General features: G+C 69.3%; 10 protein-coding genes. 5 read left to right on the top strand and 5 right to left on the bottom strand.

The window, feature by feature from the left end:
* The first annotated feature begins 12 nt into the window (after nucleotides 1–12).
* Nucleotides 13–1677 (top strand): sulfatase-like hydrolase/transferase, encoded by a 1665-nt coding sequence (locus ABZ552_RS28670; RefSeq protein ID WP_357441029.1) that lies wholly within the window; start codon nucleotides 13–15, stop codon nucleotides 1675–1677.
* A gap of 3 nt (nucleotides 1678–1680) precedes the next feature.
* Here the strand turns inward: ABZ552_RS28670 and car are convergent, their stop codons facing one another.
* The gene (gene car / locus ABZ552_RS28665) at nucleotides 1681–5184 is read right to left on the bottom strand and encodes a carboxylic acid reductase (protein WP_357441026.1); all 3504 of its coding nucleotides are present in this window, start codon (nucleotides 5182–5184) and stop codon (nucleotides 1681–1683) included.
* Between the two features lie 225 nt (nucleotides 5185–5409).
* Between car and ABZ552_RS28660 the strand changes: the two genes are divergently transcribed.
* The 3 genes from ABZ552_RS28660 (at nucleotide 5410) to ABZ552_RS28650 (ending at nucleotide 9460) form a co-directional block, all read left to right on the top strand.
* Nucleotides 5410–6861: an MFS transporter gene (locus ABZ552_RS28660; RefSeq protein WP_281873356.1), complete on the top strand. Its 1452-nt coding sequence runs from the start codon at nucleotides 5410–5412 to the stop codon at nucleotides 6859–6861.
* 168 nt (nucleotides 6862–7029) lie between these two features.
* Entirely contained in the window at nucleotides 7030–8076 is a 1047-nt protein-coding gene (locus ABZ552_RS28655; protein WP_281873357.1) for an LLM class flavin-dependent oxidoreductase, read from the top strand.
* A 19-nt stretch (nucleotides 8077–8095) separates the two neighbouring features.
* Nucleotides 8096–9460, top strand: a complete 1365-nt coding sequence (locus ABZ552_RS28650) for an NtaA/DmoA family FMN-dependent monooxygenase (RefSeq protein ID WP_281873358.1) — start codon at nucleotides 8096–8098, stop codon at nucleotides 9458–9460.
* A 170-nt stretch (nucleotides 9461–9630) separates the two neighbouring features.
* Here the strand turns inward: ABZ552_RS28650 and ABZ552_RS28645 are convergent, their stop codons facing one another.
* The 4 genes from ABZ552_RS28645 to ABZ552_RS28630 all read right to left on the bottom strand — a co-directional run bounded on the left by ABZ552_RS28645 (nucleotide 9631) and on the right by ABZ552_RS28630 (nucleotide 12972).
* Entirely contained in the window at nucleotides 9631–10116 is a 486-nt protein-coding gene (locus ABZ552_RS28645) for a glutathione peroxidase (RefSeq protein WP_281873359.1), read from the bottom strand.
* 96 nt (nucleotides 10117–10212) lie between these two features.
* Nucleotides 10213–11805, bottom strand: a complete 1593-nt coding sequence (locus ABZ552_RS28640; RefSeq protein WP_281873360.1) for a succinic semialdehyde dehydrogenase — start codon at nucleotides 11803–11805, stop codon at nucleotides 10213–10215.
* Nucleotides 11806–11958: 153 nt separating this feature from the next.
* The gene (locus ABZ552_RS28635; RefSeq protein WP_281873361.1) at nucleotides 11959–12156 is read right to left on the bottom strand and encodes a ferredoxin; all 198 of its coding nucleotides are present in this window, start codon (nucleotides 12154–12156) and stop codon (nucleotides 11959–11961) included.
* 9 nt (nucleotides 12157–12165) lie between these two features.
* Entirely contained in the window at nucleotides 12166–12972 is an 807-nt protein-coding gene (locus ABZ552_RS28630) for an SDR family oxidoreductase (RefSeq protein ID WP_281873362.1), read from the bottom strand.
* Nucleotides 12973–13295: 323 nt separating this feature from the next.
* Here ABZ552_RS28630 and ABZ552_RS28625 point away from each other — a divergent pair, with 323 nt between their 5' ends.
* On the top strand, nucleotides 13296–14762 hold the full coding sequence (locus ABZ552_RS28625; protein WP_281873363.1) for an aldehyde dehydrogenase: 1467 nt from the start codon (nucleotides 13296–13298) through the stop codon (nucleotides 14760–14762).
* The last annotated feature ends 4 nt before the right edge of the window (nucleotides 14763–14766 follow it).

Raw genomic sequence — 14766 nt, 5'->3', positions numbered from 1 at the left:
CGTGGAGGAACATTGCCGAGCTCGTTCACTCGCCGGGGATTTCTGACCAGCGCGGCCACCTCGGCGACAGCCGCGGCCGCCGTGTCCACCGGGGCCGCTCCGGGCCGGGCGCGGGCGGACACCGATCCGGACAAGCCCAACATCTTGGTGATCATCGTGGACGAGATGCGCACACCCGTCTGGTTCCCGGATCAGCAGACGCTGGACGCCGTTCTGCCGAACATCGCCCGGATCCGCCGGGGCAGTGTGTCGTTCGAGAATCACTACACGGCGGCCAACGATTGCACGCCCGCACGCGGCTGCCTGCTGACCGGCCTCTACGCACAGCAGACCGGGGTCATGGTCGTGTCGGAGTCGACATTGTCGCCCCTGTTCCCGACGTGGGGTTCCATGCTGCGCGACCACGGCTACGACACCACCTACTGGGGTAAGTGGCATCTCGGCAGCTATCCGGACCGCACACCCGGAGCCCTCGAAGCCTACGGTTTCCACGGTGGCACCTATCCCTCCCCGAACGGTGCGCCGGGGCAGGGCTTGCAAGCGGATCCGAAGATCGTCGATCAATTCGCCGATTGGTTCCACAACGACTCGGGCAACGCGCCATGGTGTACGACGGTGTCGCTGGTCAACCCGCACGATATCCAGTGGTGGCCGCGCTGGACCCGGCGCGACCAGTTCAACGCCGACATCCCGCGGTGGATGAACGAGTTGCCGCCCAATTTCGAATCGCTCGAACAACTGTCGCGCAAGCCGCGCTTGCAGATGGCGTTGGTGGAGGTCTCGGCGGTGGCGTTCGGCGCGGCGCCCTACGGGACGCCGGAGGCCTTGCAGGCCTGGATCGAGATGCGCAACCTCTACCTGTGGGCGCAGCAGCAGGTCGACATCCAGATCGGCCGGGTGCTCGACACCTTGCAGTCGCGTCCCGACGTCGCCGCCAACACCGTCGTCGTCTTCACCTCCGACCACGGCGACTACGCCGGTTCGCACGGCCTGCACGGTAAAGGCGGCGCGGCCTACGACGAGGCGCTGCGCGTCCCGCTCTATGTCCACGACCCGCGCGGCTACCTGAGCCCGGTGGACGGGACGAGCACCAGGGATCAACTCACCTCCAGCGTCGACTTCACACCCCTGCTGCTCACCATCGGCACCGGCGGCGACGACTGGCGCAGCGACGGACGGTACGAACATCTCAGCGGACGTCTGGACATCGCCGCGCTCTGCCGTAACCCGGGCGCGACCGGCAGGCCGTGGATCGCCCACACGACCGACGAGGCTTCGATCGAAGAAGCCGCGATCCTGTTCAACCAGGACGCGCCCGGTCATGTCGCCATGGTGCGCACCGCCGACGCGAAGTTCGCGTCGTATTCCCATTGGGTGCACGGCCGGATCCAGATCGATCCGGCGCGACAACAGGAATTCGAACTCTACGACTACAGCACCGACGGCGGCCGGCTCGAACTCGACAACCAGGCCGCGACCGGAAATCCGCTGCGGGGCGAGATGGAGGCGCTGCTGGACAACGTCATCCGCACCGAGATCCAACAGCCGCTGCCGCCGTATCTGCAGGCGGCCCAGGAACAAGGCATCGGCGACTACATCTCCGCGCAGACGAACATCCTGGTCCAAGCCGAACGCATCGCCAACGCCCTGCTGGATGCCGTGCCGCGACCGTCCTAGCTCCTACACCAAGCCGCGCAGCCGCAGATCCGTGACGTATTTCTCGATGAGTTCCCGGGAGATCTGCGGAATATCCTGTTCTGGACCGATTTTCGCGCTTCGGACCGCAGAGCGGAATTTCTCCGCGGGCAGGGCCGAGCCGCGTACGGCCGGGGCCGGTCGCCGATAGGCGTGCAGCAAGGGCAGGACGGATGCTTGGCGCTGTCGTTCCGGAAGCGCCCGCAGGGCGGTCTCGAACCGGGTGACCCACTCGTCGTAGTCGGCGATCCGCTCGATCCGATGGCCTGCGGCGATCAGCCAGTCGACGAACTCGTCGAGCGAGCGGCCGTCGTCGTGCGGGTTGAGCACATCGAAACTCTGGAAACCGGTCGCTGCCGAGGCGCCGAGCACGGTGATCGCCTCGGCGGTGAAATCGACGGGCAGGCCGTCGTAGTGGGCGCGCGAGCGGTTGCCGCCCGCGTCGGTGCGGTAGAAGGAGAACGGCGCGATACCCGTGACGATCAGGCTCAACAGGAGCCGGGTGAAGATATCGGGCACGTTGAGCTGACCCGCGTAACGGCGGTCGGCGAGGATCATGTCCGACCGGAACACCGCAACCGGCAGCCCACACAGGTCGTTGGCCTGGCGCAGGAGCACTTCGCCCGCCCACTTGCTGTTGCCGTAGCCGTTGGCGTAGCTGTCGTCCACCGCCCGCACCGGGCTGATCCGGCGAATGTCGCCGTCCTCGGCGAAGACGGCCGGATCGATCTGCGCGGCCACGGCGACCGTGGACAGATATGTGAACGGCTTGAGCCGCGTGGTGAGGGCGAGCCGGATCAGTTCGGCGGTGCCGACCACGTTGGGGCCGAACAGTTGCCGGTAGGGCAGCACATGGTTGACCAGCGCGGCGGGATGCACGATCACATCGACGCGTTCGGCCAGCCGCTGCCACGTCGCGTCGTCCAGGCCCAGGTTCGGCTCTCCGATGTCACCGGGGATCACCTCGAGATGCTCGGCGGCCAGTGCTCGGAAATCGCGGAGCAGCGCGGGGTCTCCGGAGTCGAAGGCGCTGTCGAGGCGCCGGCGCGCCGCGCCCGCGTCCGAGCCGCGGACCAGGCAGACGAGGGTGCCCCCGCTGTCGTGCATGCGCCGCAGCCACTCCAGGCACAGGAAGCGCCCGAGGTAACCGTTCGCGCCGGTGAGCAGCACGGTGCGCGGGCTCGCGGACGGGCGTGGCAGAGCCGGTGCCTCGGCAAGTGTGCGGGCGTCGAGGAACTTGTCGAGCGTCAGGTCGGCGGCGCGGACCTGCGGGCCGTCGCCGTGCACCGCGGCGTAGGTAGCGCCCCGCCCGCCGGAAGCGCGCTCGGCCGCGATGTAGTCCGCCACCTCGCGCAAGCCGTTGGCCGGGCTGATCACCACCGACACCGGCACCTCGACCTGGAAGATCTCGTGCAGCAGGTTCGACAGCGACAGCGCTGAGAGCGAGTCGCCGCCGAGATCGGTGAAGTGCGCGTCCGGGCGCAGGTCGGCCTCCGCGCAGCCGAGGACGGCCTTCGCCGCGCGGCTCACCGTCTCCAGCACGGGCCGATCGAGCGCGGTGTGGCGCAGGTCGAGCAGCTCGTTCGCCTGCCCGGCGGCCAGCTCGTCGTACAGCTCCCGCAACCGCGGCTCGTAACGCTCTTTCAGCTTGGGACGCAGCAGTTTACCGATGCCCGAGAGCAATCCGTCGGCGGCGGTGAACGGCTCGGGCTCGATCAGGAAGTCCCGGGGGATCTCGTAGGACTGCAGTTCGGCGTCCTTGGCGAGCTGTCGCAGCGATTCGCTCAACGCCGTCTTCATCTTGTCGGTGTCACCCCAGCCCAGCACGTCCTCGGTCGGCACGATCACGGCGAGGAGGTAGGCGCGTTCACTGCTGCCGTACACGAAGATCTGCCGGATCAGCGGACTGGTCGCGTAGACCGCCTCCAGACGCGAGATCGCGACGAATTCGCCCTGGGACAGTTTCAGCACGTTGTTGCGGCGGTCGACGTAGACCAGGTGGTCCGGGGCGAGCTCGGCGACGATGTCGCCGGTCCGGTAGAAGCCCTCGGAGTCGAAGATCTCGGCCGTGAGTTCGGGCCGCTTGTAGTAGCCCGAGATCAAGGTGGTGCTCTTCAACAGCAGCTCGCCGCGCGGATGGGGTTTGTCGGTGCGGAAGTAGCCCAGCTCGGCGACGTCGGCGAGCTTGTAATCGAGCACCGGAGGACGCTGCACCCGTCCATCGATGACGACCACGCCACCCGCCTCGGTGGACCCGTAGCCGTCGTGCAGCTCCAGGTCGAGCACCGACTCGACGAACGATTTCATCTCCGCCGACACCGGAGCGCTTCCGCAGATCGCCACGACCATGCGCCCGCCCAGGAAATGCTCGCGCAGTTCGGTTCTCACCTCTGCCTCCAGCGCGGCCCGGTCGATGCCCGGTGCGTCGCGCCGCTCCACCTCGCTGCGGAAACGCTGGAAGATCATGTCGCACACGCGCGGAACGAAGAACAGCTCGGTCGGTCGCGCGAGCGCGATGTCGTCGAAGAGCGTCGACATGTCGCTCTTGGCCGCGAAGTACGCGGTGCCGCCGCGCGCCAGCACGCCGGTCAGCGATCCGCGACCGGCCACGTGGCTCATCGGCATGTAGTTGAGGTTGATCGCGGCGACCTCGGGCCGGTTCACCCAACTCCGGGCGACCAGCCGCTGGGTGTACATCGCCCCTTTGGGTGTTCCGGTGCTTCCCGAGGTGTAGATCAGCAGCGCCAGCGGGTCCTCGCCCGGCTCGGCGGCGAACAGCGGCGCCCGCGGCAGCGACCTGCCGCGCGCGAGCACCTCGTCGAGGGTGTCGACGACCACCGGGCTGCCCGCATCGGCCAGCCGGGCGCGAGCCGCGTCGAACGCCGCGCGCTGGTCGTCGTCTCCCGGGTGGTAGTCGAAGACGACCAGCCGTCGCGGTCCGGACTCCGCCAACGCACAGGTCACCGCGGCGTCGAGCAGTTCCGGTGTCGCGGCGAGCACGCGGGGCGCGGTCTCGCCGACGATCGCGGTCAGCTGAGCGACGGGCGCGCTCGCTTGCAGTGGAACCGCGACCAGGCCCAAGTGGATGCACGCCAGATCGAGTGTGGTGTAGTCGCTGCTGGTGAAACCGAGGATGGCCACGAAGTCGCCCGCCCGGAGCGGATGGCCGGCGTCACCGTGCCACGCCGCGGCCACCGCGCGTACGCGCTCCCACAGTTCGCCGTAGGTGATGGTGTCGAACTCGGGCAGCAGCGCCAGCGTCGTGCGGCCGGTCTCGCCGGTACGCAGTTCCGTCGCGCGCCGGCCGAGGGCGGGCCGGTCGGCGTAACCGACCATGACCGTCTCGATGATCTTCGCGAGGCCCACGCCGGATTCGCGAACCTTCTCGGTGACCTCCGCACGCGGTGTGGCGTTGCGGATGTCGTCGTATTCGGCGTACAGCCGGGCGATGCGGCGCAGGAGCCGCTCCCTGCGTGTCTCAGATGCCACGACGACCTCCTTTGGTCCGGGAACGGCCTTACCCAAACACGTTAGCTCGCCTAAGTACTTCGGGTTAGGTGATAGCCGCCGCATGGGTCTGTGACACTGGACACAATGCCGGAAATGTCCCAAAGGTTCCGCAATTCCCTTGCGGGACACCCTCAGCCTGGTGCTGCCGGTACCAGTGTCATCGGGCTCCTGTTACCGGTGCCCGGCGCACCGCATCCTCGATGCATGACACAGACCATATCGCCGGGGCCGGCGGCGGCAACGACGCCCGCCGCGACTCCGGCCGCTCCGCCCGCCGCGCTGGGAGCGCGGCGTTCGCTGGCCGTCCTCATCGTCATCCTCACCGGCCAGTTCATGGCGGTGCTCGACTCCTCCATCGTCAACGTCGCGATCCCCTCGATCCGCGGTTCGCTGCACACCAGCGGCGCGGCCCTGCAGCTGATCGTCGCCGGGTACGTCATCGCCTACGCCGTCCTGCTGGTCACCGGTGCACGGCTCGGTGACCGGTTCACCCAGCGGCGCGCGTTCGTCGCCGGGCTGGCGCTGTTCACCGTGGCCTCGCTGGCCTGCGGTCTGGCCTGGAACGAGACCGCGCTGATCGTCTTCCGTTTCGCCCAAGGCGTCGGCGCGGCGGCGATGGTGCCGCAGATCATGACGCTGATCCAGCGCACCTTCACCGGTGACGCCCGCGCGCGGGCCCTGAGCGTCTACTCGGCGATCATCTCCGGCGGCATGGTCGCCGGGCAGGTGCTGGGCGGTCTGATCGTCAACGCCGATCTGTTCGGCAGCGGCTGGCGCGGGGTGTTCCTGGTGAACGTGCCGATCGGGCTCGCGCTGCTCGTCGCCGCGCCGCGCATCCTGCCGTCCTCGGCCCAGCGCCTCGAGCGCAAGCTCGACCTGCCGGGACTGGCCACCCTCACCGCGTCGGTGTTGCTGCTGGTGCTGCCGCTGGTGCTCGGACGGGAGCTGGATTGGCCGTTGTGGTCGTGGATCGCGTTGGCCGTCAGCGTGCTCGGCTTCGCATCGTTCGTGGTGATCGAACGGATCGTCGCTTCCCGTGGCGGCGAACCCCTCTTCGCGCGGCCGGTACTCACCGCGCCTGGCCTGGTCCCCGCCGCGGTCGCGCTGTTCGTGATCATGGCGACCTTCGGCGGCTGGATGTTCGTCATGGCGATCCATCTGCAGAGCACGCTGGGCTACAGCGCGTTGCACGCGGGTCTGCTGTTCGTTCCGCTCGGTGTGGCCTTCGCCGTCGCCAGCCTCAACTGGGAGCGCGTCCCGGCCCGGTTCCACGCGACGATGATCCCGCTCGGGCTCGTACTCGGCGCGGTGAGCATGGTCGCTCTCGGCGCACTGCTGCGCGACGGCGCCGAGCTCGGGCCGCTGGCCCTGACCCTGCTCGGCCTGTGCGGCGCGGGCAACGGCATCGCCTTCAGTCCGCTCATGACCCGCACGCTGGCCAAGGTGCCGATGACCCTGGCGGCCGACGCCAGCGGCATCCTGGTGACCAACGTGCAACTCGGCATCGTGGTCGGGATCGCCACCTTCGGGTCGCTGTTCCTCGGACTGGCGGGCAGCACGGTGACCAGCGCGGCGCACGCCCTCGGCGGCACGGCGATCGCGGAAGGCGTCACCGTCCTCGTGGCCGCGGCGTTCGCGGCCCGCGCCGCGCGGTAGCCCGCCTGCCATTCGACAACCTTCGAATCATCGCGACGCAAACCATCGCGTATCGCCGCCCCGCCGCGCATGCTCGCCAGGGGTGCGCCACCGGTGGCCCGAGCCGGATCGTGCCCGGCTCGGACCACCGTTGTCGCGCATGGTTCGCGGGATGAAAGAAGGTGCGGGATGGGCGTTTTCGCGCTCGGCGTGGAACTCGACGGAGAGGGATTCCGCCCCGAGGCGTGGCGGCGGGCGGCGCACGCACCGGACCGCCTGCTCACCGGCGACACCGTGCGCAGGCGGGTGGCCGCCGCCGAGAACGCCGGATTCACCCTGGCCACTTTCGCCGACTCGATCCTGCCGGGACACGAGATATCCGGCCGCATCGACGCGGTGACCCGGGCGTCGTTCGTGGCGGCCACCACCAGCACGATCGGGCTGGTTCCCACCGTCGCCACCACCTACGCCGAACCGTTCCACACGGCATCGCAGGTGGCGTCGCTGGACTACGCCTCGCGCGGGCGGGCCGGCTGGATCGCCGAGCGCGTCGACGACGCGCGAGCCGCCGCCGCGTGGGGGCGTACGCCGGTCACTGGAGACGCCGAACTGGCCCGCGAGCAACGGGATTCGATCGAGGTGGCCCGTCGCCTCTGGGATTCCTGGGAGGACGACGCGGTCATCCGCGATTACCCCAGCGGCCGCTTCCTGGACCGGACCAAACTGCACTACATCGACTTCGAGGGCGAGACCTTCGCGGTGAAAGGACCGGCCATCGTGCCGCGCCCGCCCCAGGGCCAACCGGTGGTGTTCGGCGCGGAAGGGGAGGTCGACGTCCGGTTCGTCGCCGCCGATTCGGTCGCGGCGGCGGTCGAGGCCGGGACCGCGGTGCGCTCGGCGGAGGATGCGCTGGTCTTCGCCGAGGTCGAGGTCACCTTGGACGTCTCCGGTGTTCCGGCCGCGCGGCGATTCGGCGCGGCCGCTGATTCCCCCGGCCGGCTCGCGTTCTCCGGTGCGGCGCCGGAACTGACCGCTCTGCTGACCGAGCTCAGCGCCCACCTCGACGGGGTGCGGCTGCACCTGGCCGTGATCGATGAGGACCTGCCCGTGCTCGCGCGCGAGGTCCTGCCCGCCTTGTTGCGCACCGGGGTCGCGCACCGGCCCGTTCCCGGTTCCACACTGCGCGCCAATCTCGGTCTGCCCCGTCCCGCCAACCGCTACGCGACCACGCGCTGATCGTCAGGAGATCGTTTCCGTGACCGACTTCCCGCGTCCCGACGCCCAGGTCCACTTCGGCGTCTTCTTCCAGGGCGTGAACCACACCACGATCTGGTCCGACCCGGCCAGCGGCTCGCAGATCGACTTCGAAACCTTCCGCCGGGTGGCGCTGACCGCGGAGCGCGGGCTGTTCGACGCGTTCTTCCTCGGCGAGGGCCTGCGGCTGCGCGAGCAGGACGGCGCGATTCTGGAACTGGACATCGCGGGCCGCCCCGACGCGATCACCCAGCTCGCCGCGCTGGCGGGCATCACGCGGCACATCGGCCTGGTCGCGACCCAGAACACCACCTACAACGAGCCCGCCGACCTGGCGCGCAAACTGGGCAGCCTGGATGTGCTGTCCGGCGGCCGCGCGGGCTGGAACGCGGTCACCACCGACAACGCCTGGACCGGAGCGAACTTCCGGCGCGGCGGATTCCTCGACCACGCGTTGCGGTACGAGCGCGCCGCGGAGTTCGTCGCGACGGTGCGGGCGATCTGGGACGCCTGGGACGACGGCGCGATCGCGACGTCGCAGCAGAGCCCGGCGTGGGCGAGCGCCGAGGCGATCCACCCGGTCGTGCGCACCGGTCCCCACTTCGACGTGCGGATCACCCCCACGCTGCCGCGCAGCGCCCAAGGGCATCCGGTGATCTTCCAGGCGGGCGATTCACCGGCAGGTCGCGATTTCGCCGCGGCGCACGCCGATGTGATCTTCTCCCGGCACGGAACGCATTTCGACGACGCGCTCGCCTTCGCGACCGACATCCGCGCACGCCTGCGCGCGGCGGGCCGCCCGGAGGACGACATCCGGATCCTGCCCGGCACGCAGATCATCCTCGCCGAGAAGGAATCCGAGGTCGAGGAGAAGGTGCGCTGGGTGAAGAACGGCCAGTACACCGGCCAGACCGCGCTGTCGCTGGCCGGCCAGATCTGGGGCCGCGATCTGTCCGGCCTCGACCCGGACGGCCCCCTGCCCGCGGACGACCCGCAGCCGCGCCCGATCTCCGAAACCCGTGGCGCACCGCGCTCCGGCCAAGACCCGGCCGCCATCGCCCGCGACTGGCGAGCCAGGGCGGAGGCGGAGAATCTTTCCCTCCGCGAAGTAGTGATCGCCTCCACCGAACGCTCCGGCTTCGCCGGCACCCCCGCTCGAGTCGCCGACGAACTGGCCCGCTGGGTCCGCCACGGCGCGAGCGACGGTTTCAACATCTCCCCGTACCTGGTCCCGACCGGCCTGGACGAAATCGTGGACTGGCTCGTCCCCGAACTCCAGGAACGCGGTGTCTACCGCACCGAGTACACCGGCACCACCTTGCGCGAGCACCTCGGCCTCCGTGCTCCCCTCACCCACCGCTCCTGACGATCCCGCGAGTGGCACACCATCGAGAGGCTTACTCGCAATTCGCCGCAGCGATGTGCCCCCTCAACCACTTGGCGATCGAAGATGACGAGGTTCGTTGCCGGCATTCGCCGCTGAACAAAGCCGCCGTCTCGAGCGGACGGCGGCCCCGGCTGTTCGTCGTGACTACCTCAGAGCACGGATTCGATGGCGGCGACCAGTTCCGGCGCGTCCGGGGTGGTGCGCGGGCGGAAACGGCCTGCGATCTTGCCCTCGCGGTCGATGAGGAATTTCTCGAAGTTCCATTGGATGTCGCCCGCGCTACCTTCGGCGTCGGGGGTTTCCACCAGCTGCTGGTAGAGGGCGTGGCGCTGCTCGCCGTTGACGTCGGTCTTCTCCAGCAAGGGGAAATCGACGCCGTAGGTGGTGGAACAGAATTCCTGGATTTCCTCCGCCGTGCCCGGTTCCTGGCCCATGAACTGGTTGCACGGCACGCCGACCACGCTGAAACCGCGGGGGCCGAAGGACTTGTGCAGTTCGACCAGCCCGGAGTACTGCGGCGTCAGTCCGCATTTCGAGGCCACGTTGACCAGCAGGACGGCGCGGTCGCCGACCAGGTCGGCCAAGGTCGTCGGCTCGCCCGACAGCGTGCGCAGCGGAACTTCTCGAAGGCTCATAGGTATCCGTTCTCGATTCCGTGGACCCACCCCGGCGGCCACGCTACCGGATCGGCCGGGCCAGTGACCGTCGTCGGTCGGCGGCGGGAACCGGGCTCAGCGCAACCTGGTGCGGCGCATCAGCCGCAGCGACAGCAAGGTCATCTTCAGCTGCTTGTCGTAGGGCTGGCCCGCCCGTGCGGCGAGTACCTGCTTCTTGAGCACGCCGACGTTCACCGTGTCGGTGTACTTCAGCAGGCCCTGGTCGCCGTGCCGGGTGCCGACGCCGGACTGCTTCACGCCACCGGAGGGCGTGCCCTTGGCGGCGTAGGTTGCGACGAAACCGTCGTTGATGTTGATGTTGCCCGCCTGCAACTGCGCGGCGACACGCTCGCCGTGCGCCAGGTCGCGGGTCCACACGCTGGCGTTCAAGCCGTAATCGGTGGCGTTGGCCAGGCGCACCGCCTCCTGCTCGTCGTCGAACGGGTAGACGGTGACTACCGGGCCGAAGGTCTCCAGCGTCGCGTGGGTCATCTCCGGGGTCACGCCGGTGAGCACGGTGGCCTCGTAGAACGCCGGACCGACATCGGGACGCGCTTGCCCGCCCACGTGCACGGTGGCTCCCTTGGACCGCGCGTCCTCGACATGGGCGGCGACCCGTTCCAGCTGCTGCGGGGAGACGAGGGATCCGAATTCGGGGACGTAATCGTAGCTGCCGCCGATCTTTCCGTTCAGCTCCGCCGCCGCGGCGACCAACCGGCGCAGGAATTCGTCGTGGATGGAGCGGTGCACATAGATCCGCTCGATGTGCATGCACGCCTGCCCCGAGTTGGCGAACGCCGCGAACACCGCGCCGGGAATCACCTCGTCCAGGTTCGCGTCGGCGAGCACGATCATCGGATTCTTGCCGCCCAGCTCCAGGCTGCACCCGATGAGGTTGCGCCCGGCCTGCGCGCCGACGATCCGGCCGGTGGCGGTCGAGCCGGTGAACATGACGAAATCGACATTGTCGATCAGGGTCGGGCCGATATCGGGTCCCTCACCGCACACCACCTGGACCAGCCCGCGGGGCAGCCCGGCCCGGTGCAGCAACTCGACGCCGAAGAGCACGCACAGCGCGGTCTTGTTGTCGGGCTTCAGCACGACGCCGTTGCCCGCCATCAGCGCGGGCATGGCGTCGGACAGGGCGATGGCGAAGGGGAAGTTCCACGGGGCGATCACGGCGACGAGCCCTTTGGGCCGGTGCTGTTCGGTCGACGTGGTCAGCAGCGGCATCGGCCCGCCGCGCCGTTTCGGCCGCAGCACCCGGCGCGCGGTCTTGAGGTAGTGGCTGATCACCATGGGCACGTCGCAGGATTCCTCGACGGCCATCCGGCGGGTTTTGCCGCACCCGATCTGGATGAGGTCGGCGATGGTCTCCACTTCGCCGAGGATCAGCTCGTGCAGCCGCTCGAACACCCGCAGCCGTTGCCGAAGCGGCAGCGCGGCCCACTCGGCCTGCGCCGTCCGGGCGGCGGCGCACGCGTCCAGGACATCCTGCGGTGTCGATTGCGGAAGCGCACCGACCGGAGCGCCGGTGTAGACCTCGAGCATCTCGAACGGCGCCGCGCTGCCGTCGGCGGCGACCGCACCGGTCAGCCGGGTGATCAGCTCTGCGGTGATCCTGGCGGGCAGCGTGCCCGCCGCCTTCTCGGTGTGTGCTGTGCTCATCGGATCTTCTCCATGACGTCGGGCATCCCCGCAGGTACCGGGCCGGGCCGTGCGACTGAATTAGAACACGTTCCGGTTTTGGATTCATCGTATTCGCCCCGGCCCGCCCTGCCTACCGTGCCGCCGGTGCGGAATTCCGGTTCACTCGTCGGCTCACTCGTCGGCGACGATCGACAACGCCTGAGTCGGGCAGTAGCGGACGGCGCGCTGGACCTCGGTCTGCGCGGCGGGGTCGGCGGCCGCGTCGAGAATCTCCACTTTGCCGCGCTTGGGGACGTGGAACGCCTCGGGCGCCTCGTCCTGGCATACGGCATGCCCTTGACACAGATCCAGATCGGCCCGCACTCGCATCGTCGCTCCCTACTGTTCGTTCGATCCCGCCCCGTCGGCGAGGGGACGGATCGGCGCCTCGGGTTGCACCTCCACCAGCACCAGATGTGAACCCCGCGGCGTGGCCACCACCGCCACCACCGCCGCGGCGAGGTCGCTCGCCCGCAGCATGTACGGGTGCCTGGCGAATCCCCAGGCCTTCCAGTCCTCCAGGACCGGGCCGACGACCTCGGGCGTGGAGTTCATGCCCATACCGGTCAGGGTCGGGCCGGGGCGGACCAGCGACAGGCGGACGCCGCTGCCTTCTAGTTCCATGCGCATCTGCGCGGCCATCGCTTCCAACCCCGCCTTGGCGGCGCTGTAGGCGCCCGTGCGCGGCCGCGGTTCGGGCGCGCAGTCCGAGCTGATCAGCACGATGTCGCCGCGTTGCCTGCGCAGCATGCCGGGCAGCACCCGGTGCACGAGGCGCTGCGCACCCACGAGATGGACTTGCACCTGGCGCACGAACCGTTCCGGATCCATCGCGTGCGCCTGCCCGAATTCGATGTCGCCCGCGCTGGAGACCAGGATCTCGGTGGGGCCGAGCGCTTCTTCGGCCGCGCGCACGAATTCCTCGACCGAATCCGGTTCGGTGACGTCCAGGCGGTGCGCGAACGCCTCGCCGCCATCGGCGCGGATCTTGTCCGCCAGTTCGGCGCACTGCTCGACGCGGCGCGCGCCGAGCGCGACCGGGTGGCCGAGTTCGGCCAAGGCCACGGCGGTGGCCGCGCCGATCCCGGAGGAGGCGCCGGAGACCAGCGCGGGCCTGCGCTCCGGATGGGGTGTGAATCTGGGCATTATCGGCTCTCCACGGTACAGGCCGGCCGGGCGAAACCAGAGGAAATCGAGAACACGTTCCGCCGGACGCCATGACTGCGGCCTGCGCGTGAAGACAGATAGCTGGACATGTGTCCGGACACTACCACCGCCCCATCGCCTCCGACAATCATTCGCTCACCCTGTTTCGCCGATTCGATGCCGCCACATCGCAAGCATCCGACCGCCATGCCACTCCGGGCGCCGACGTCGGCGAGAATGGCAGAGTTAGAACCTGTTATTGCAACCGATCATCGCCCCGGACTATATTCCGTACACGTGTCCAGACAGTATCGGAGTAATCCATGAGCAGCCTCCTGCCCGCCGACGGGTCCCGCCTGCTGATCGGCGGCAAGCTGGTCGAGGGCGCCGACGGTGTCTTCGCGACGGTGAACCCCGCGACCGAGGAGGTCCTCGGCCTCGCCGCGGACGCGAACGCGGCCGATCTCGACGCGGCCGTCGAGGCCGCGCGCACCGCGTTCGACGAGACCGACTGGTCGCGCGATCACGCCTTCCGCGCCCGCTGCCTCGAGCAATTGCGTACCGCGCTGCAATCCCACGTCGAGGACCTGCGCGAGATCACGATCGCCGAGGTCGGCGCGCCGCGAATGCTCACCGGCGGCCCACAGCTGGAAGGCCCGGTCGCCGACCTCGCCTATGCGGCCGGGCTCGCCGGAACCTACGACTGGGAAACGGATCTGGGCGTCGCCGAGCCGATGGGCATCAAGACCCGCCGAGTCCTGCGCCGGGAACCGATCGGCGTGGTCGGGGCGATCACGCCGTGGAACTTCCCGCACCAGATCAACTTCGCGAAGCTGGGACCCGCGCTGGCCGCGGGGAACACCGTCGTGCTCAAACCCGCCCCCGACACTCCCTGGTGCGCGGCGGCGGTCGGCGCCGTCATCGCCGAGGAGACCGACATCCCGGCGGGCGTGGTGAACATCGTGACCTCCGCGGACCACGCGCTCGGCGCCCGGCTCACCGCGGACCCGCGCGTCGACATGATCAGTTTCACCGGGTCGACGGCCACCGGCCGCGCCGTCATGACCGGCGCCGCCACGACGCTGAAAAAGGCGTTCCTCGAACTCGGCGGCAAGTCGGCGTTCATCGTGCTCGACGACGCCGACATCGCGGCGGCCTGCTCGGTGGCGGCGTTCTCGGTGTGCGTGCACGCCGGGCAGGGATGCGCGCTGTCCACCCGGCTGCTGGTTCCCCGCGCCGCCTACGACCAAGCGGTGCAAGCGGCCGCGGCCACACTCGGCGGGATCCGGCCGGGCGATCCGGCCGACCCGCGCACGGTGTGCGGGCCGCTGATCTCCGAACGCCAGCGCGCCAGAGTGGAACGCTACATCGACATCGCGCGCGCCGAGGGCGGGCGCATCGTCGTCGGCGGCGGGCGGCCGGAGCGCGAGCGCGGATTCTTCGTCGAACCGACGTTGATCGCGGACGTCCCCAACAGCTCGACCGTCGCCCGCGAGGAGATCTTCGGCCCGGTGCTGGTGATCATTCCGCACGACGGCGACGAGGACGCGGTCCGCATCGCCAACGACTCCCCCTATGGCCTCTCCGGTTCGGTGTGGGGAACGGACCCCGAACGCATCCGGCGCGTCACCGAAGGCGTGCGCACCGGGACGCTGAGCGTGAACGGCGGCATCTGGTACTCCGCCGACGTTCCGTTCGGCGGATACAAGCAATCCGGCCTCGGCCGTGAGATGGGCATCGCCGGTTTCGAGGAGTACCTCGAGACCAAAGTCATCGCCACCGCGGCCTGACCGC

The sequence above is a fragment of the Nocardia sp. NPDC019219 genome (assembly GCF_040632645.1).
GTDB classification, from domain to species: domain Bacteria; phylum Actinomycetota; class Actinomycetes; order Mycobacteriales; family Mycobacteriaceae; genus Nocardia; species Nocardia sputorum.
This window is presented reverse-complemented; position numbering and strand designations above follow the sequence as displayed.

Coding starts and splice junctions, on each gene's coding strand:
- ABZ552_RS28645 (WP_281873359.1), bottom strand. CDS start 10,116: ATGAGCCTTCGAGAAGTTCCGCTGCGCACGCTGTCGGGCGAGCCGACG.
- ABZ552_RS28630 (WP_281873362.1), bottom strand. CDS start 12,972: ATGCCCAGATTCACACCCCATCCGGAGCGCAGGCCCGCGCTGGTCTCC.
- ABZ552_RS28635 (WP_281873361.1), bottom strand. CDS start 12,156: ATGCGAGTGCGGGCCGATCTGGATCTGTGTCAAGGGCATGCCGTATGC.
- ABZ552_RS28625 (WP_281873363.1), top strand. CDS start 13,296: ATGAGCAGCCTCCTGCCCGCCGACGGGTCCCGCCTGCTGATCGGCGGC.
- ABZ552_RS28640 (WP_281873360.1), bottom strand. CDS start 11,805: ATGAGCACAGCACACACCGAGAAGGCGGCGGGCACGCTGCCCGCCAGG.
- ABZ552_RS28660 (WP_281873356.1), top strand. CDS start 5,410: ATGACACAGACCATATCGCCGGGGCCGGCGGCGGCAACGACGCCCGCC.
- ABZ552_RS28655 (WP_281873357.1), top strand. CDS start 7,030: ATGGGCGTTTTCGCGCTCGGCGTGGAACTCGACGGAGAGGGATTCCGC.